Origin of the sequence: Williamsia sp. 1138 (assembly GCF_002095435.2) — a bacterium.
GTDB lineage: Bacteria > Actinomycetota > Actinomycetes > Mycobacteriales > Mycobacteriaceae > Williamsia.
On the sequence record NZ_MJEJ02000049.1, the window covers coordinates 136303 to 156023 of the forward strand.

The following is a 19721-nucleotide window of genomic DNA, read 5'->3' on the forward strand; positions in this document are numbered from 1 at the left end:
ATCAGAACATGAAATAACGCTGGGCCATGGGCAGTGAGGTCGCAGGCTGCTGATCCCACACCTGCCCGTCGATGGTGACCGTGAAACTATCCGGGTCGACGGTGATCTCGGGTTGTGCGGCGTTGTTCGGCATGTCCGACTTGCCCACCCGACGCACGTTCTTCACCGCAGACAACCGGCGGTCCAGCTCCAGCCGATCGGACAACCCGTCATCGAGCGCCTGTTGCGCAACGAAACTCAGCGAGGTCGCGGCGGCCAGCCGAGGCGAGGCACCGAACATGGGGCGCGGCAGCGACGGCTGCGGTGTCGGGATGGACGCGTTGGCGTCGCCCATCGCGGCCCACGCAATCGCACCACCCTTGATAACTGCGTGTGAACGGATCCCGAAGAACGCGGGCTCCCACAGCACCAGGTCGGCGAGCTTGCCGACCTCGATCGAGCCGATCTCGTCATCGAGCCCATGCGCGATGGCCGGGCAGATCGTGTATTTCGCCACGTAACGCTGCGCCCGCTGATTGTCGGCCGCCCCATCTCCGGCCAACGCACCGCGGCGAGCCTTCATCACGTGCGCCGTCTGCCATGTCCGTAGGACCACTTCACCGATCCGGCCCATCGCCTGGGCGTCGGAACCGATCATGGAGATCGCCCCGATGTCGTGCAGAAGGTCTTCTGCGGCGATGGTGGACGGCCTGATCCGGCTCTCCGCGAAGGCCAGGTCCTCGGGCACGCTGGGGTTGAGATGGTGACAGACCATCAACATGTCCAGGTGCTCGTCCAACGTGTTCACGGTGTGCGGACGGGTCGGGTTCGTCGAGCTGGGCAGGACATTCGCGTACCCGGCCACCGTGATGATGTCCGGTGCGTGACCCCCACCCGCTCCTTCGGTGTGGTACGCGTGGATGCCGCGGCCGGCAATGGCCCCCAGGGTCTGCTCGACGAATCCGGCCTCGTTGAGTGTGTCCGAGTGGAGGGCGACCTGAACGCCCGTCTCGTCGGCCACGCGCAGGCAGGCGTCGATGGCGGCCGGCGTGCTGCCCCAGTCCTCGTGGAGCTTGAAGCCCGAGGCACCGGCAAGCAATTGCTCGTGCATCGAGGCGGGATTGACCGTGTTCCCCTTGCCCAGCAACGCGATGTTCATCGGCCAGTGGTCGGTCGCCTGCAACATCGATGCCAGGTGCCACGCACCCGGGGTCACCGTGGTCGCTTTGCTCCCCTCGGCAGGACCGGTCCCCCCACCGATCAGGGTGGTGATCCCGTTGCCGAGCGCCTCGTCCATGATCTGGGGACAGATGAAGTGAACGTGGCAGTCGATACCGCCGGCCGTCACGATCTTGCCGTTGCCGGCGATGATCTCGGTGGACGGCCCGATGACCAGATCCGGATGAACCCCGTCCATGGTGTCGGGATTGCCGGCCTTGCCGAGCGCGACGATACGTCCATCGCGAATTCCCAGGTCCGCCTTGATGATTCCCCAGTGGTCCAGAATGACGACCCCGGTGATCACCGTGTCGGGAGACCCTTCGGCCCTGGTCGCCCGCCCCTGCCCCATCGACTCGCGGATGACTTTTCCGCCGCCGAACACCGCTTCCTCGCCCGCCTTGCCCGGGCCGCCGGAGCGGTCTTCGGTGACCTCGATCAGGAGATTGGTGTCGGCCAGCCGGATTCGATCGCCGGTTGTGGGGCCGAAGAGTTCGGCGTAGCGCTCGCGACTCAGTGATGCCATGTCAGTCCAACTTTCCCGGGGGCGTCAGGGAGATTCCATACACCTCGCGCGTGCCACCGATCGGAACCAGAGCGACCGTGGCCGGGATACCCGGTTCGAATCGGACCGCGGTGCCGGCCGGGATGTTCAGTCGTTTGCCGTACGCGAGCCCACGGTCGAAATCGAGTGCCTCGTTGGATTGCACGAAGTGCACGTGGCTGCCGACCTGGACCGGTCGGTCACCGGTGTTCACCACCGGTACCTCGGTGACCTCCGCGCCTTCGTTGAGGACTATCTCCCCTGCCGCGCAGAGGATTTCGCCAGGTATCAGACCGTCGTCAGACATGAGGCCTGCACTCCTCTCATGAGATCGGGTTGTGCACGGTGACGAGTTTGGTGCCGTCGGGGAACGTCGCCTCGACCTGGACGTCGTGCAGCATCTCGGGCACGCCGTCCATCACGTCGGCACGGGTGAGCACCTCGCGACCCGACGACATCAGCTCCGCGACCGACCGGCCGTCGCGGGCACCTTCGAGAATGTGATCGGTGATGATCGCAACGGACTCAGGGTGGTTGAGGATCAGCCCTCGCCCCTGCCGACGTCTGGCCAATTCGGCTGCGTACGAGATCATCAGTCGCTCTTGCTCATGCGGCGACAAACGCACGGCGCCCTCCTCGGTTCTCGACTGTCGACCGCCTCAGGCCTGACTGATTCATACTGCCACGCAAGCCGCTCCACGGCGCGGCGTAGCGATCATGCGGCGTGAACCGGGCCGGGCTCAGCTCAGCACACCGCCACGCGTCCGCAGTTCGGTCAACGCCTGCTCAGAGCATCGTGGACCGACCCCGAGCACGTCATCCTCCGTGAAGGCGCCCGCCGCGAGACCGCGCAGGATCACCAGGGCCAACGACTGGGCGGTTGCGGGTTCATCAACGAACTCGGAACTCTGCCGGTCGAAGTACCCCTGCAGCCGGCTTGCCGCCGGGGGCATCGCTTCGCGGAAGAACGAGTACACGGCCAGCCACCGGGTCACCAGGTGCCCCGGGTGCATGTCCCACCCCTGGTAGATCCCACGCTCGAGACTGCGGGTCACGAGCCGGTGATGGCGCCGCAACGCGGCGGAGACCACCGCAGGGCCACCGACCGGTGAGATCTGGGTGGAGCCGTCACTCACCCAGACGCCGGTCTGCGCGGCGGCGACCAACATCACCGTTTTGGCGTGGTCGGCGACCGGATGTTCCAGCGACTGCTGCGCCGAGACGATGCCGCAGGCAGCGCTGTAATCGTAGGTACCGTAATGCAATCCGGTCACCCGGGCGCCGCCGCGGTGAATGGCTTCGGCAACCGTGGCGCGCCCGTCGGCCCCGAGAACCGCTTGCGGACTCTCGATCTGCAGTTCGAAGCGCAGCGCGCCGGCGGGAAGCCCGTGAGCGCGCTCGAGTTCTTCACAGATCATGATCACGGCATCGACCTGCGCGGCGGCTCGTAACTTCGGGACGGTGAAGACGAAGCCCGCGGGTATGCCGCCTGCGCCGTCGAGTACCAGTTCGAGCGACCGGAGTCCTCGCTCCCGTTCGGCCGCGCCGAGTCCCTTGCATCGCACCCCGAACACCCTCGGCGCTCCTGAGTGGCCCGTCGCCCAGCCCGCGAGCACCTGGCCGGCCGCGCGGGCATGACGGTCTTCGACCTCGTCGCCGCGCCATCCGTATCCGTCTTCGAGATCAATCCTCAGATCTTCGATCGGGTGGTGCGACAACTGCTCCCGAACCAGTGGTAGCATCCCGAGCGGATCGAGGTCGGCCAGTGTCGGCGCCGCGGCCTCAGCGATCTCCAGCGCTTCCTGACCCCAGCGCGCCGGCGTGTCGAGGTCGACGTCTGCGGCGCTCACATACGCGGTGTGCGCTGGTTGCTTCTCCGGACGATCCCCGGGAAAGTCGCGATCCAGTTCGGCGTCGATGGCCCCGAGCACCGCATCGATCCGGGCTCGTGCGGGTGCGCTGATACCGACAGCGGGGTCACCGGCAGCCACGACCCGCGTCAGCCTTCGGTGATGTTCTGCAGGCGGACGCGGCCCTGGGCGATCAATTTGCCGTTCTCATCGGCGACGTCGACCTCCCACAACTGCTGGCGGCGACCGCGGTGGATGGGCTTGGACTGTGCCGTCATGTGCCCGGTCGTCACCGCTCGCAGGAAGTCGGTGCTGTTGTTCACTCCCACGACATGGCCATCCGGGGTGACATTGCTCACCAGCCAGACCTGACCCGAGATGCTGGCCACCGACTCGATCACCGAGCAGTAGACGCCGCCGTGCACGATCCCGAACGGCTGCAGGAGCTTGTCGGTCACCGTGAACTCGGCGCGCACTGCGTCGGGGGTCACGTCCACGTACTGCAGACCGATCTCGGCGTCGAAGCCCCGCGCGGTCCAGTCGCTGTTGTTGACATCGATCTTCTCGGTCACCGGGCGAAACTCCTCTGTGCACCTGGCAGACCCTGCGGGTCGCCGACGAACTCACAGTTTGCCAAAGGTCGCTGTGCGGCGCGGAACGGGCTCACCCGAAATCTACCCAGAAGACTCAGCAGGCCCCACCGGATCGGTGGGGCCTGCTGTGGCGTGGACCGGGGGTCTCTGCAGCCCTCAGGACACTCACTCGGTCCGCGTACTCATGAATGTAGGCTAGCCTTACCAACCTGTCAACTACTTCGGAAGAAAATTCATGGCGATGCGCGTTGAGGTGTTTGATGAGAAGAAACGTAAAGTGAGAAGAATGAACGGGTTGGGTGAGCTCGAGCGAGCGGTGATGGACAGTTTGTGGTCGTCCGACGAACCGCAAACGGTGCGACAGGTGCACGTTGCGCTGTCCTCCGATCGCGACCTCGCGTATACGACCGTGATGACCGTGCTGCAGCGTCTGGCGAAAAAGAATCTGGTCACGCAGTTGCGCGATGATCGTGCGCACCGGTATTCCGCGACCCACCCCCGGGAGCACCTGGTCGCAAGTCTGATGGTCGACGCTCTCAGCGAGGCCGACGAGTCAGGATCACGCCAGGCGGCGCTCGTATCATTCGTGGGACGCGTCGGTGCCGACGAAGCAGACGCCCTTCGGCGCGCCCTGGACGAACTGGAATCGGCTCGTGGAACACATCGCGAACCGCACCGCATCACCGACCCGTAGGACTTGTCTTGACCGCGTTCGTGTTCGGGATCGTCGCTCTGGTCCTCGTGGGACCGGCACCGGGCTGGCTCGCGAGAGCCGAGTGGCCGCTGCGGGCGCCCCGTGCGGCCATGGCTCTATGGCAGTCGATAGCAATCGCTGCCGTGCTCTCCGCATTCAGTTGTGGTCTCGCGATCGCCGCGAACCTCCTCGTACCCGACGCGCAGGGCCGCCCGACCACCGATCCGCTCAAAGAAGTCGCGAGCCTGGGCATCGGACTCTGGACCATCTACGTCGCGGTGTTCCTGCTGACCCTGGTCATCGGCGCTCGGCTCTTCTACACGGTCATCCGCGTCGGCATGCGTACCCGCGCGCGGCGATCGGCGCACCGCCAGCTCATCGACCTCCTCGACCGCATGGACCGGTCGTCGTCGAGTGATCTGCTCAATGCCCGCGACGTTCGCATGCTCGAAGTCGATCAGCCGATGGCCTACTGCCTGCCCGGATTGCGTCAGCGGGTGGTGCTGAGCGAGGGCACCGTTGCCCGCCTCAGTCGCGACGAACTCGAAGCCGTCATCAGCCACGAACGCGCTCATCTGCGCGCCCGGCACGACCTCGTGCTCGAGGCCTTCATCGCGGTGCACGAAGCCTTCCCACGTTTCGTCCGGAGCCGGTCTGCACTCGGTGCGGTGCAACTGCTGGTCGAATTACTCGCGGACGACACAGCCGTGCGCACCTCGGGACACACTCAGCTCGGGCGCGCTCTGGTCGCCTGCGCCGACTCGGTGGCTCCGCGCGGCGCGATGGCCATCGGTGGTCCCAGCACCCTCGCGCGTGTCAAACGCCTCTCGGACACCCGCTCCACCACAGCAATCAGCCTGACCGCGTATGTGGCAGCTGCCGCCATCTTGGTCGTCCCGACCATTGCGGTCGCCGTGCCGTGGCTCACCGAGCTCCACCGGCTCATCGACAACTGACGTCGAGCGGGCGTTTTCACCCGTCGAGCGGAGCGAAGACCCGGGCACACATGGTGGTGTGAGACCATCGTCCGCGCCTTCGAGAGGTTCGTCATAGGGTGTAGCCATGACTGAAACTGCTGCCCGCGCCCAGATCGGTGTCACCGGACTCGCGGTGATGGGTTCCAACATCGCCCGCAACTTTGCCCGACACGGCCACACGGTGGCGCTGCACAACCGCAGCATCGCCAAGACAGACACCCTCATCGAGAAGCACGGCACCGAGGGCGATTTCGTTCGTACCGAGACGATGGAAGAATTCGTCGCAGCGCTCCAGAAACCGCGCCGGGTCCTGATCATGGTCAAGGCGGGCGATCCCACCGACGCCGTCATCGAAGAGTTGGCCTCGCTGATGGAAGAGGGCGACATCATCATCGATGGTGGTAACTCGCTCTACACCGACACCATCCGCCGCGAAGCCGCAATGAGCAAGCGCGGCCTGAACTTCGTCGGCGCCGGCATCTCCGGCGGCGAAGAGGGTGCGCTCAACGGCCCGTCGATCATGCCCGGTGGTCCCAAAGAGTCCTACGAGTCCCTCGGCCCGCTGCTCGAGTCGATCTCCGCGCACGTCGATGGCGAGCCGTGCTGCACCCACATCGGCCCCAACGGCGCCGGCCACTTCGTGAAGATGGTGCACAACGGCATCGAGTACGCCGACATGCAGCTCATCGGCGAGGCCTATGACCTCATGCGCAAGGCCCTCGACCTCCCCGTCGCCGAGATCGCGGATGTGTTCCGGGAGTGGAACTCCGGCGATCTTGACAGCTATCTGGTCGAGATCACCGCCGAGGTGCTCAGCCAGATCGATGCCGAGACCGGCAAGCCGCTGGTCGACGTGATCGTCGATGCCGCAGGCCAGAAGGGAACCGGCCGCTGGACCGTCAAGTCCGCCCTCGACCTGGGTATCCCGACCACGGGTATCGCGGAGGCCGTGTTTGCCCGCGCGCTGTCCAGTGCCACCGACCAGCGCAAACAGGCCAAGGGCCTGGCGTCGGGAAACCTCGCGGCCTCCCCCACCGACAAGAAGGCTTTCGTCGACGACATCAACAAGGCGCTCTACGCCTCGAAGGTCGTCGCCTATGCCCAGGGGTTCGACCAGATCGCAGCAGGCAGCACCGAATACGACTGGAACCTGCACCCCGGCGACCTCGCGACCATCTGGCGCGGCGGCTGCATCATTCGCGCCAAGTTCCTCAACCGCATCCGCGACGCCTACGCCGAGAACCCCGAACTGCCCAGCTTGCTGCTCGCGCCGTACTTCCGCGACGCAGTCGAGAACGCGGTGGACAGCTGGCGCCGCGTCGTCGCCACCGCGACCACGATGGGTATCCCGGTGCCGGCGTTCGCCTCTTCGCTCTCGTACTACGACGCTCTACGCGCAGATCGCCTCCCCGCCGCGTTGACCCAGGGCCTGCGCGACTTCTTCGGAGCGCACACCTATCAGCGCATCGACAAAGCGGGCACCTTCCACACGTTGTGGAGCGAAGGTCGCACCGAGATCGAAGCCTGACCCACCCATGATGTGCCCTTGTGGCGGAGCCGACCTGCGGGTTTGTTCGCCATAAGGGCACATTTTCGGGGGTGCTGGGCATTACTGCGTAGAATCGACTCACGTGCGATTCCTCGATGATCATTTCCCCAGCTACGACCTGACCTACGACGACGTGTTCCTGGTGCCCGGGCGCACCGATGTCACCTCACGATTCGATGTGGATCTGTCGTCGGCGGACGGGTCGGGGACCACGATCCCCCTGGTCGTTGCGAACATGACCGCGGTGGCGGGTCGTCGAATGGCCGAGACCGTGGCCCGCCGGGGCGGATTGGTCGTACTCCCCCAGGATCTGCCGATCAACGCCGCAGCCGAGATGATCTCCTTCGTGAAGGGCCGGCACCTGGTCGCCGACACACCGGTCGTGCTCGGCGGCGACGCCGCGGTGTCCGACGCTCTCGCGCTCTTGCCCAAACGTGCCCATGGTGCCGTCGTCGTACTCGATACCGACGCGCTCACCCCGATCGGCGTGGTCACGGAATCGGCCTGCACCGACGTCGACCGCTTCGCCCGCCTCACCGACGTCCTCGACACCAACGTGGTCACAGCGCCGGTCGGGACCCCGCCACGCGAGATCTTCGAACTGCTCGACGGCGCTCACACCGACCTCGCAGTGCTGACGAACGCCGACGGATCACTCGCCGGCGTGCTGACCCGGGTGGGCGCGGTCCGCGCCGGGATCTACCAACCGAACGTCGACGACGGCGGCCGCCTCCGGGTCGCGGCCGCGGTCGGTATCAACGGCGATGTCCGGGCGAAGGCCGCTGCCCTAGTGGAAGCCGGCGCCGACCTCCTCGTGGTGGACACCGCCCACGGGCATCAGGAGAAGATGCTGACCGCACTGGAGCAGATCGCCGACGCGGATCTCGGTGTCCCGCTCTGCGCAGGCAACGTGGTGTCCGCCCAGGGAACCAAAGACCTCGTCTCCGCGGGCGCGAACATCGTCAAGGTCGGGGTGGGGCCCGGCGCGATGTGCACGACCCGGATGATGACCGGCGTCGGCCGCCCGCAGTTCTCCGCGGTCGCCGAGTGTGCTGCTGCCGCACGAGACAGCGGCGCGCACGTGTGGGCTGATGGCGGTGTCCGACATCCGCGCGACGTCGCTCTCGCCGTTGCTGCGGGGGCGTCGAACGTCATGATCGGCTCTTGGTTCGCCGGTACCTATGAGAGCCCCGGAGACCTCAAGTGGGACCGGGCAGGCAAGCCGTACAAGGAGAGTTTCGGAATGGCGTCCAAGCGAGCGGTTGCCGCCCGCACCGCGACCGACAGTTCCTTCGATCGCGCACGCAAGGCGTTGTTCGAGGAGGGCATCTCGAGTTCTCGCATCGCGCTGGACCCCGAACGACCCGGTGTCGAGGACCTCATCGACCACATCTGCTCCGGCGTCCGGTCCACGGCGACCTACGCCGGCGCACGCTCGCTGGACGAGTTGCACCAGAAGGCGGTGCTCGGTGTCCAGTCCGCAGCAGGGTTCGCCGAAGGACGGCCACTGCCCACCGGCTGGTGACCCGTTAAGCTCGCTGTATCCCGGGCACGACTCCCGACCGGGTTCGACGAAAACTTGGAGGCTCGATTGGTGCCCGCGGCACCGCTGGACGTCACCCGTGGTGATCGGTGATGCAAGCACTCATCCTCGTCGGCAGTCTCCTCGGATTCATCGCCCTCACACTCGGCACCGCACTGTTCGTGGCCGCCGAGTTCTCGCTGACGGCGCTGGAACGATCGACGGTGGACAACGATTTCCGCACCCGCGGCGATCTGCGATCGAAGCAGGTCCGAAACGCCCACCGGACTCTGTCGTTCCAGCTGTCCGGTGCCCAACTCGGGATCACGATCACCACCCTGGTCACCGGGTACATCGCGGAACCGGTCCTGGCGCAGCTGTTCGCACCCGTCTTCGACGCCACGGGTCTGCCGGACGGTGTGACCAGTGCGATCTCGCTGATCTTGGCGCTCATCATCGCGACCTCGCTGTCGATGATCCTCGGCGAGCTGATCCCGAAGAACCTCGCGATCGCAAAGCCCTTGCCGACCGCACGCGCCACCGCCGGACCGATGAGTCTGTTTTCCGCCATGTTCCGTTGGCTCATCAATTCACTCAACGGGACAGCCAACTGGATTGTCCGGAGAGTCGGCGTCGAACCGGCAGAAGAACTGCGGTCGGCTCGCTCTCCACAGGAGTTGGGCTCGCTGGTTCGCAACTCGGCCCGGCACGGTGCCCTCGACCCGGGAACCGCGGCTCTCGTCGATCGTTCGCTTCAATTCGGTGAGCGGACGGCGGAGGATCTGATGAGCCCCCGCGTCACCGTCGAGTCGCTCGACGTCCATGACACCGTCCGGGATCTGATCATCGCGTCATCGCGAACCGGGTACTCGCGGTTTCCGATCCTCGATGGCGGCGACCTCGACAACATCGTCGGCGTCGTCCACGTCAAACAGGCCTTCACCGTGGCCATGACCGATCGCGCCACGACCGAGCTGGGTTCACTCGCCCGCGACGTGCCGGTGGTTCCCGCGAGCCTCGACGGAGACTCGTTGATGGAACAGATCAGGGCCGATGGTTTCCAGGTCGCGGTCGTGGTGGACGAATACGGCGGCACCGCAGGCATCGTGACCACCGAGGATCTCATCGAGGAGATCGTCGGCGACGTCACCGATGAACACGACGACGAGCAGGCCGACGTCCAGCGTGACGGCGACGGATACATCTGCAACGGATTACTGAGGATCGACGAACTCCACGATGCGATCGGCTATCGCGCGCCGGAAGGGCAATTCGACACCCTCGGAGGGCTGCTCATGTTCGAACTCGGCCGTATCGCCGTCGAAGGGGATGTGGTTGATCTGCCGGAACGCGTCATCGCATCGGAGGAGGACGACGAGCGGTCGAACACCGAATCCGAGCAGCGCTGGCAGGCCCGCGTGGTCCGGATGGAAGGCCGGCGCATCGATGTCGTCGCGCTGACCCCCATCAATGGTGCGGACTCGGAGGCCTCCCATGGGTGATCTCCTCGGAGTCGTCCTGACAGTGTTCCTGCTCGCCGGGAACGCGTTCTTCGTCGGGGCGGAGTTCTCACTCATCTCGGCCCGCCGCGACCGGCTCGAGGCGCTCGAAGAACAGGGAAAGCGACGCGCACGCACGGTCATCGAGGCGGGTGAACACCTGTCCCTCATGCTGGCGGCAGCCCAGCTGGGTATCACGATCTGCTCCATTCTGCTGGGCCGTGTCGGCGAACCGGCGGTGGCCCATCTCATCGAGAAGCCCCTGCACCTCGCCCATGTGCCCGACGGCCTGCTGCACCCGATCTCGTTCGCGCTGGCCTTGTCGCTGGTGGTCGTACTGCACATCCTTCTCGGGGAGATGGTTCCCAAGAACATCGCTCTCGCGGGTCCCGAACGCTCGGCGATGTTGCTGGTGCCCGCCCACTTGATGTTCATCAAGGTGGCCCGTCCGCTCATCGCGTTCTACAACTGGGCCGCCAACATCTCGCTGAGGATCATGCGCGTCGAACCCAAGGACGAACTCGACGCGACCGTCTCGGCCAACGAGCTGTCCGAGATGATCGGCGAATCCCGTCAGGAAGGCCTGATCGATCAGGAGGAGCACGAGCGGCTCACCCGGGCACTCCAGACGTCAGGACGAACGGTGCTCGAGGTCGCGATCCCACTCAGCGAACTCCGCAGCGTGCAGGTCACCAGGGACGCCACCACCGGTCGGGTCGGCCCCACCCTGGGGTCGATCGAGCAGGCGGTCACCGACACCGGTTTCTCGCGGTATCCGGTCCGCGGCACCGATGGCACCTACACCGGCTACCTCCATCTCAAAGACGTGCTGGACGAGATCCTCGACGAGGAGGTGGGTCCGGACAGCATCATCGGTGTGGACAAGATTCATCCGTTGCCGGTGCTGGCCGACCGGACCCCGCTCGACGAAGCCACTGCCGCCATGCGCCGAACCAGCTCTCACCTCGCCGCCGTGGTGGACGACAACGGCCGCACCGTCGCGGTCGTGGCACTCGAGGATCTGGTCGAGGAATTCGTCGGCACGGTGCGCGACGAAACACATCGGGTGTGACCGCCGCCGCGACCGCGCCACCGTTGCCCGAAGCGGTGTGGCTCGCAGCGGCGCACGCGCACCGCGATCGCGTCGACGGTCTGCTGCGCCTGCACCCGCCCACTGTCCGCGACACCGTCCTCACCCATCCGGTGTGGGGATTCCTGTTCACGTACTACAACTTTCGACCCGCTCAGCTGCGTAGATGGCATCCGGGCCATGGTGTCGCGCTCGCCGGCCCCGCCGCCCGCCGTTATGCGGAGTACACGGGTTACACCATGGTCGGTGACGTCGTCACGGTGAGTGCGGACTACCTCCGCAAACGGCGACGAACAGTCGACTTCGTCGTCGCCCTGCTGGCCACGAGCCGGGATCGATCGCCCAGGTTCAACTGCTTCGGCCTCCACGAATGGGCCATGGTCTTCGGGGCCGCACCAGAGCAGATCCGACACAGCGGGGTTCCGCTGCGCCTCAGTCCCGCCGACACCGACGAGGTCGTCCGCTCACTGCCGTTGCGGTGTACACACTTCGATGCCTACCGCTTCTTCACAGAGCCCGCACGACCGTTGAATCTCACCGTTCTCGACCGCGATACCCAGGTCCGCGACGAGCAACCCGGGTGCATCCATGCCGGGATGGACCTCTACAAATGGGCGCACAAGTTGTCCCCTCTGCTTCCAGCCGAACTGGTTGTCGACGCGTTCGACCTCGCGCTCGATTTCCGCGAACTCGATATGCGGGCCAGCCCATACGATCTGTCGGAGTTCGAGCTCGATCCGATCCGTATCGAGGACGCGGCGGGCAGGGCGGAGTATGTGCGCGCGCAGACCATACTCAGTGGTCGCTCTCAGCATCTGCGCAGCAGGCTGATCGAGACCTGTCGCAGACTGTCGGCCCCGGGCCTCGCGACCGGGACAGAGCACACCTGACCAGCAGGGCAGTGCCTCACTCCCCGCAGCCTGACGGTTTGCTACCGCAAAGTAACATAGGGGCCGAATTGCCCTGGATCAAGAGAGAGTGAGGCCGGTAATGGCTCAGCGCGTCACCGTCGACGGCGGCTTGCAGGTTGCGTCGGTTCTGTATGACTTCATCAACAACGAGGCTCTCCCCGGCACCGGCGTAGAGCAGGATGCGTTCTGGGCAGGCGCGGCCGCGGTGATCAACGACCTCGCGCCGCGCAACCGGGAACTGCTCGCGATCCGCGACGACATCCAGGCCAAGATCGACGCGTGGCACCGCGATCACCCGTCGAACGGTCCCGCCGACTTCGATCACGCCGCCTACAAGGCCTTCCTGACCGAGATCGGGTATCTCACCGAGGTCCCTGACGACTTCCAGATCACCACCACCGGAGTCGACACCGAGATCACCAGCACCGCCGGACCCCAGCTGGTGGTCCCCATCCTCAACGCCCGGTTCGCCCTCAACGCCTCCAACGCACGGTGGGGATCGCTGTACGACGCGCTCTACGGCACCGACGTCATCTCCGAAGGCAATGGTGCCGAAAAGGGCAAGTCCTACAACAAGGTCCGCGGCGACAAGGTCATCGCCTTCGCCAAAGACTTCCTCGACACCGCGGTTCCGCTCGAGTCGGGCAAGCACGCTGACGTCACCGCGTACGCCGTCGTCGACGGCCACGCCCAGGTCACCCTGACCGATGGCTCGAAGACCGGGTTCGCCGATCCCGCGGCGTTTGCCGGATACACCGGAGACGCCGCCACCCCGACCGGCATCCTGCTCCGGCACAACGGCCTGCACCTCGAAATCCAGATCGACGCCGACTCCCCCATCGGCTCCACCGATGCCGCAGGCGTCAAGGATGTGCTCGTCGAGTCGGCGATCACCACCATCATGGACTTCGAGGACTCGGTCGCAGCAGTCGACGCCGAGGACAAGGTCACCGGCTACCGCAACTGGCTCGGCCTGAACAAGGGCGACCTCGCCGAAGAGGTGACCAAGGCCGGCAAGACCTTCACCCGCGTCCTCAATGACGACCGCGTCTACACCGCGCCCGACGGCGCCGAGCTGACCTTGCACGGCCGGTCACTGCTGTTCGTGCGCAACGTCGGTCACCTGATGACCAACGACGCCATCATCACCGCAGACGGGGACGAGGTCCCAGAAGGCATCCTCGACGCACTGTTCACCTCGTTGATCGGCAGCCACGGACTCAAGAAAGACGGACAACAGAACTCGCGGACCGGATCGATCTACATCGTCAAGCCCAAGATGCACGGCCCCGACGAGGTCGCGTTCACCGTCGAGTTGTTCGGCCGGGTCGAGCAGGTCCTGGGCCTGCCGACCGGCACCCTCAAGGTCGGCATCATGGATGAAGAGCGCCGCACCACCATCAACCTCAAGGCCTGCATCAAAGCTGCCGCCGACCGGGTCGTGTTCATCAACACCGGCTTCCTCGACCGCACCGGCGACGAGATCCACACCTCGATGGAGGCCGGCGCCGTCGTCCGTAAGGGCGAGATGAAGTCGCAGACCTGGATCAAGGCCTACGAGGACTTCAACGTCGACACCGGATTGCACGCCGGGTTGCAGCACAAGGCGCAAATCGGTAAAGGCATGTGGGCCATGCCCGACCTGATGGCCGACATGCTCGAGCAGAAGATCGGGCACCCCAAGGCCGGCGCCAACACCGCCTGGGTTCCGTCCCCGACCGCAGCCACACTGCACGCCCTGCACTACCACCAGGTCGACGTCTTCGAACGCCAAGACGAGATCGCCAAACGCGACCCCGCCACGGTCGATGACATCCTCACCATCCCGCTCGCGCCCCGCACAGACTGGACCGACGAGGAAAAGCGCGAAGAACTCGACAACAACTGCCAGTCCATCCTCGGCTACGTGGTGCGCTGGATCGATCACGGCGTCGGCTGCTCCAAGGTCCCCGACATCCACGACGTCGCGCTGATGGAAGACCGCGCGACCCTGCGGATCTCGAGCCAGCTGCTCGCGAACTGGCTCCATCACGGCATCGTCACCGAATCCGACGTCGTGGCCTCGCTCGAACGGATGGCACCGGTGGTCGACCAGCAGAACGCCGGCGACCCCACCTATCGCCCGATGGCCCCGGACTTCGCAGACAACATCGCGTTCCAGGCCGCCACAGAGCTCATCCTCGAGGGCGGCAAACAGCCCAATGGATACACCGAACCGATCCTGCACCGCAGGCGCCGGGAGTACAAGGCTGCGAACGCCTGACATGTGATCGGAGCATCACAGCAACTACTCTGATCTGCTAATTTCCTTGTGGCCCGGGCACTCCGCCCGGGCCACAAGGCATTTCGGGAGGTCCAGGGCTGTGTTCCAGACAATGAGACGGGTGACAGTGTTCCTATTCGGCGCGGTCTTGCTGGCGGCGGTTGCCACAGGCTGCGGCAGCGATGAGAAGGGTTCGGCCACTGCGGCTTCCAGTGCCCCGACGACGGCATCGGACACCTCGGAAACCACTTCGACCACTGTGCAGGACAGCGGCGAGATCTCGGAGATCGATGCCGAGGTCGGAGATTGCGTCACCTTGGGTGGCACCATGATGGACGCCGAGATCGACACGGCGACCTGCGGTACCGCCGATTCGCACTATGTGATCGTCGCGAAGGTCGCCGACGAGGCCGATTGCGCGACGGACATCGACCAGACCTACTACGAAGAATTGGGCGGGTCCACCACCGGGGTGCTGTGTCTCGACGTCGACTGGGTCGAGGGCAAGTGCTTCGAGCCGGGCACCGGCTCGGACAGTACGGTCCAGGTCCCCTGCACCGACCCCGCCGGCGAGAAGGTGCTTGCGGTACTGACCGGCACTGTCGATTCCAGCGGGTGCCCCGATGGCACCGTGACCTACTACACCTACGACGAGCGGCAGAAGGTCGTCTGCACGGCGCCTGCTGCCTGACCTTGCCACCGGTACCGCATAGACTGCGCAGCACAGTCTGCCTCTCCCGCCGATCGCGATTGGGCACCGGCGGGGACGATGCGGATGCGGGCCGAGACGCAAATGGTGAATCGAGGGTGTGGGGTGGGCGAACATCGCAGGGCCGGCGGCAGTAGAGGTGTCAGTCGCGGCCTCCTGATCGCCGTCGCGCTGATCATCATCCTTGTCGTTCTCGGTTTTCTCTGGTCGCTCCTGGGCGACCGGATCAGCCGACAGGGACAGGACGCGGCCGGACGCTGCGTCGAGGGTGATCTGGCTGTGTCGATCATCAGCGACCCGGCTCTGGCCGCCCCACTCGCGACGGTGGCTGCGAAGTACAACTCCACCGACCCCGTCGCCAGGGACCGCTGCATCACGATCGAGGTGCGCCCGGCCGACGCAAAGGTCACGCTCGACGGCCTCACCGGAACATGGGATGCCGAATCCCGCGGCCAATATCCGGCTGCCTGGATTCCTCAGTCGTCGGTATGGAGTTCGCAGCTGACGGCGGCGAACCCGAGCATCGTCGACGGCAATCCCTCTTCCTTGGTGTCGAGTCCCGTGGTGTTGGCCATCCCGACAGCCGCCCAGCAGGCCATGGACGGAAACGTCGGCTGGATCGAGCTGCCGACCTTGCAGCGTTCCGAATCCGCGATGGAACGGCTCGGCCTCCGGGAATGGGGACCACTACGGATGGCGATGCCCATCGGGCCGCAGACGGACGCGACGTTGCTCGCCGCACAGGCGATCGCGGCAGAGATCTCACGCACCACCAGCGGTGCCCTGTCTCCCGAAGACGCAGCGTCGCCGTTGGTGTCCTCGACGTTGACGGCGATGAAGGCCGAGGCCCCGCCGACCGACCTCGGTACTGCCGAGAGCGGTGTGCAGATGCTGATGAAGCAGACCGACCCTGCCGCGGGCACGCTCCACGCCGTGCCGATCACCGAGCAGCAGCTGTACCTACAGACCAAGGATGACGCCGATCCGGGTGTGGTTGCGCTCCTGCCGACCGGGCCGACACCCATGGCCGATTTCCCGGTGGTGACGTTGACCGGAGATCAAGTCGACATCGCAGCCCGCGACGCGGTGAACGACTTCATCAGCTACGTCCATGCACCCGAGCAGATCGGGGCGATCACCGAACTCGGATTCCGCGGTGGCGGTCGGTTACCGCCCGCCACCGCTGCGGTCACCTTTCCGGTGACCCCGTCGCCCATGCCCGCACCCTCGGCACCGGCGCAGAACTCGATCACTGAGATCCTGACCCGCCGTTAGCCCCCGAAATGGGTTGTTGTGGCGATGCCCACCTGGGCAAATGTTCGCAACAAGGACCCATCATCGGGGTGGGTCAGGCGAAAGCCTCGACCGGCGGGCAGCTGCACACCAGGTTGCGGTCGCCGTACACACCGTCGATGCGACGAACCCCGGGCCATACCTTTGCTCGTCCACCCGCGGACGGCAATCCGTTCGGGTAGACCGCGACGAGCCGGTCGTACGCATGATCCCATTCGCCGACCAGGCATTCCGCGGTGTGCGGAGCCCCACGCATCGGGTTGTCGTCCACCGTCCACTCACCGTCGGCAACCTTGGCGATCTCCGCGCGGATCGCGACCATCGCATCGCAGAAGGCGTCGATCTCGTCGAGGTTCTCGCTTTCGGTGGGTTCGATCATCAGCGTGCCCGCCACCGGGAAGCTCATGGTCGGAGCGTGGAAGCCGTAGTCCGCCAGACGCTTTGCGACGTCATCGATGGTGACTCCGGTGCTCTTGGTCAGTGGACGGAGATCGATGATACATTCGTGGGCCACCCGGTCCCCCGCGCCGGTGTAAAGCACCGGGTAGGAGTCGCGCAGCCGCGCGGCGATGTAGTTGGCCGACGCGATCGCGGTCAGCGTCGCCTCACGGAGTCCGTCCGCACCCATCATCCGGATGTACGCATAGGTGATCGGCAGGATGGACGCCGAGCCGTAGGGCGCCGCCGAGATCGTCAGCTGCCCGGGCAGTTCGTCGGCCAACGGGTGTCCCGGCAGGAACGGCGCGAGGTGTTCGCGCACGCCGATGGGGCCGACGCCCGGTCCACCACCACCGTGCGGAATGCAGAAGGTCTTGTGGAGGTTGAGGTGGCTGACATCGCCACCGAATCGGCCGGGTCGGGCGACCCCGACCAGCGCATTGAGATTGGCGCCATCGACGTACACCTGCCCGCCCGCGTCATGGACGGCGGCGCAGATGTCCCCGATCTCGTGCTCGAACACCCCATGCGTCGACGGGTAGGTGATCATGATCGCCGCGAGTTCGCCGGCGTGTGTGTCGATCTTCGTCCGCAGATCGTCCACGTCCACGTCACCGTTGTCGCGGCATCCGACCACCACCACCCGCATACCCGCCATCACGGCAGAGGCCGCGTTGGTCCCGTGCGCGCTCGACGGGATCAGGCAGACGGTGCGGTCCAGGTCGCCCCGGCTGCGGTGGTACTCGCGGATCGCGAGGAGCCCGGCGTATTCGCCCTGCGAGCCCGCGTTCGGCTGAACGCTCACCTTGTCGTAGCCGGTGATGGCCACCAGCCAGTCCTCGAGAGTCGAGATGATCGTTCGCATCCCGCGGACGTCGTCGGCAGGCGCGAACGGGTGTAGCCGGGAGATGGTCGGCCAGGTGATGGCCTCCATCTCCGCGGCGGCATTGAGTTTCATGGTGCACGACCCGAGCGGGATCATGCTGCGGTCGAGCGCGATGTCCTTGTCGGCGAGCGTCCGCAGGTAGCGCATCATCGCGGTTTCGGTGCGGTGCCGGTTGAACGCGGGGTGGGTGAGGAACTCCGAGGTCCGCTCGACCATCTCCGGTGCCCCCGGCTCGACAGGGGTCACCGCGAAGGCTTCGAGCACAGCGGCTACGTGCGCATCGGTGGTTGTCTCGTCGCAGGCGACGGAGACATGGTCATCGTCGACTAGGCGAAGATTGATGCCGCGTTCCTTGGCTGCGGCAACGATCGCCGCTCCGCGTCCGGGAACACGCGCCAGGACGGTGTCGAAGTACGCCGTGTGCACGAGCGAATCCCCCAGTGCCGCAGCGATGCGCTGAGCGTGGCCATGGACCCGCCGCGCGATGGCCCGCAGGCCGTCGGCCCCGTGGTAGCTCGCGTACATGGCGGCCATGATGGCGAGCAGCACCTGTGCCGTGCAGATGTTGCTGGTCGCCTTCTCCCGGCGGATGTGCTGTTCCCGCGTCTGCAACGACAGCCGGTAGGCGAGGTTCCCGTCGACATCCTTCGACACTCCGACGAGGCGTCCCGGCAGTTGACGCGCGTGCTTGGAGTGCACCGCGAGGTAACCGGCGTGAGGTCCGCCGAATCCCATCGGGACGCCGAACCGCTGTGTGGTGCCGAAGCAGACGTCGGCACCGAGTTCTCCGGGCGGCGCGATCAGGGTCATCGCGAGCAGATCCGCACCGATCGCCACCAGCGCGCCGCGTTCGTGTGCGCCGTCGATGATCGCCGCGCAATCCAGGATTCGGCCAGATGCGGCCGGAGTCTGGGCAAGCACCCCGAAGAACTCACCGTCGGGCAGCCCCTGCGACAGGTCGGCGGTGACCACCTCGATCCCGAGTGGTTCTGCGCGGGTGGCGATCACGGCCGCCGTCTGCGGGAACACATCGAGATCGACGACGAAACGCGGAGACCTGCTCTTGCCCGCGCGGCGCAGCAGGGTCATCGCCTCCGCCGCCGCGGTGGCCTCGTCGAGCATGGACGCGCCCGCGATCTCCATCCCGGTCAGGTCGGAAACCATGGTCTGGAAGTTGAGAAGAGCTTCGAGCCGTCCCTGGCTGATCTCAGGCTGGTAGGGCGTGTACGCCGTGTACCACGCCGGATTCTCGAGGATGTTGCGCACGAGCACGGGCGGAGTCAACGTGTCGTAGTAGCCGAGTCCGATCATCGAGGTCGCAACGGTGTTCTGGGCGGCGAGCCCGGCCAGTTCAGCCAGGGCTTCGTGCTCCGATGCTGCTGGTGGCAACGCCTCGAGGCCGTTGTCGTCTGCGCGGTCGAGGATGCCCGCAGGAACCACCTGCGCGGCCAGATCATCGAGTGAGTCGGCACCGACGAGGGCGAGGATGCGTTCGAGCTCGGGACCGTCGGGACCGATGTGACGGGTGGTGAAGGATGTGTCGGTCATGGGTAGGACCTCCGCAATGACCGACCTGGGGTCGACCACGTGTAGTGCCGGCTCGCGGCCGGACGCCGGTCCTCCCCCTCTGTCCTATCCACCTCGCGGTGGACGCCTGAGAGATTCAGCCACGCGTGCGCGGCCTTTCACCATGGGCGGACGGCAAC

General features: G+C 65.9%; 16 protein-coding genes. 10 read left to right on the plus strand and 6 right to left on the minus strand.

The annotated features are described in order from the left end of the window. Nucleotide 1: 1 nt before the first annotated feature. The 5 genes from BH683_RS20345 to BH683_RS20365 all read right to left on the minus strand — a co-directional run bounded on the left by BH683_RS20345 (nt 2) and on the right by BH683_RS20365 (nt 4163). The gene (locus BH683_RS20345; protein WP_084838085.1) at nt 2-1723 is read right to left on the minus strand and encodes an urease subunit alpha; all 1722 of its coding nucleotides are present in this window, start codon (nt 1721-1723) and stop codon (nt 2-4) included. A 1-nt stretch (nt 1724) separates the two neighbouring features. After that, the gene (locus BH683_RS20350; RefSeq protein ID WP_084838213.1) at nt 1725-2033 is read right to left on the minus strand and encodes an urease subunit beta; all 309 of its coding nucleotides are present in this window, start codon (nt 2031-2033) and stop codon (nt 1725-1727) included. Between the two features lie 31 nt (nt 2034-2064). Then, nucleotides 2065-2367, minus strand: a complete 303-nt coding sequence (locus BH683_RS20355) for an urease subunit gamma (RefSeq protein ID WP_084838086.1) — start codon at nt 2365-2367, stop codon at nt 2065-2067. 114 nt (nt 2368-2481) lie between these two features. Continuing rightward, a complete protein-coding gene (locus tag BH683_RS20360) occupies nt 2482-3732 on the minus strand; it encodes an aldolase/citrate lyase family protein (RefSeq protein ID WP_084838087.1) in 1251 nt (416 codons plus the stop codon). A gap of 8 nt (nt 3733-3740) precedes the next feature. Then, nucleotides 3741-4163: a PaaI family thioesterase gene (locus BH683_RS20365; protein ID WP_084838088.1), complete on the minus strand. Its 423-nt coding sequence runs from the start codon at nt 4161-4163 to the stop codon at nt 3741-3743. 298 nt (nt 4164-4461) lie between these two features. Between BH683_RS20365 and BH683_RS20370 the strand changes: the two genes are divergently transcribed. The 10 genes from BH683_RS20370 to BH683_RS20420 all read left to right on the plus strand — a co-directional run bounded on the left by BH683_RS20370 (nt 4462) and on the right by BH683_RS20420 (nt 16673). Further along, nucleotides 4462-4878 (plus strand): BlaI/MecI/CopY family transcriptional regulator, encoded by a 417-nt coding sequence (locus BH683_RS20370; protein ID WP_084838214.1) that lies wholly within the window; start codon nt 4462-4464, stop codon nt 4876-4878. 8 nt (nt 4879-4886) lie between these two features. Further along, nucleotides 4887-5834 (plus strand): M56 family metallopeptidase, encoded by a 948-nt coding sequence (locus BH683_RS20375; protein ID WP_084838089.1) that lies wholly within the window; start codon nt 4887-4889, stop codon nt 5832-5834. Between the two features lie 106 nt (nt 5835-5940). Further along, the gene (gene gndA, locus BH683_RS20380) at nt 5941-7383 is read left to right on the plus strand and encodes an NADP-dependent phosphogluconate dehydrogenase (protein ID WP_084838090.1); all 1443 of its coding nucleotides are present in this window, start codon (nt 5941-5943) and stop codon (nt 7381-7383) included. Between the two features lie 103 nt (nt 7384-7486). Further along, entirely contained in the window at nt 7487-8929 is a 1443-nt protein-coding gene (locus BH683_RS20385) for a GuaB1 family IMP dehydrogenase-related protein (protein WP_084838091.1), read from the plus strand. Between the two features lie 110 nt (nt 8930-9039). Continuing rightward, entirely contained in the window at nt 9040-10428 is a 1389-nt protein-coding gene (locus tag BH683_RS20390; protein ID WP_084838092.1) for a hemolysin family protein, read from the plus strand. Next, a complete protein-coding gene (locus BH683_RS20395) occupies nt 10421-11497 on the plus strand; it encodes a hemolysin family protein (protein ID WP_084838093.1) in 1077 nt (358 codons plus the stop codon). Before BH683_RS20390 ends, BH683_RS20395 begins: the two co-directional genes overlap by 8 nt. Next, entirely contained in the window at nt 11494-12405 is a 912-nt protein-coding gene (locus BH683_RS20400) for a 3-methyladenine DNA glycosylase (RefSeq protein ID WP_084838094.1), read from the plus strand. Before BH683_RS20395 ends, BH683_RS20400 begins: the two co-directional genes overlap by 4 nt. Nucleotides 12406-12505: 100 nt before the next feature. Continuing rightward, the gene (locus BH683_RS20405) at nt 12506-14689 is read left to right on the plus strand and encodes a malate synthase G (RefSeq protein WP_084838095.1); all 2184 of its coding nucleotides are present in this window, start codon (nt 12506-12508) and stop codon (nt 14687-14689) included. 121 nt (nt 14690-14810) lie between these two features. Continuing rightward, on the plus strand, nt 14811-15380 hold the full coding sequence (locus BH683_RS20415) for a hypothetical protein (RefSeq protein WP_143696099.1): 570 nt from the start codon (nt 14811-14813) through the stop codon (nt 15378-15380). Between the two features lie 123 nt (nt 15381-15503). Beyond that, nucleotides 15504-16673, plus strand: coding sequence for a substrate-binding domain-containing protein (locus tag BH683_RS20420; RefSeq protein ID WP_084838215.1), 1170 nt, complete (start codon nt 15504-15506; stop codon nt 16671-16673). Between the two features lie 73 nt (nt 16674-16746). On the opposite strand, the gene gcvP is transcribed toward BH683_RS20420, so the two are convergent. Further along, nucleotides 16747-19563: an aminomethyl-transferring glycine dehydrogenase gene (gcvP, locus tag BH683_RS20425; protein ID WP_084838098.1), complete on the minus strand. Its 2817-nt coding sequence runs from the start codon at nt 19561-19563 to the stop codon at nt 16747-16749. Between the last annotated feature and the right edge of the window lie 158 nt (nt 19564-19721).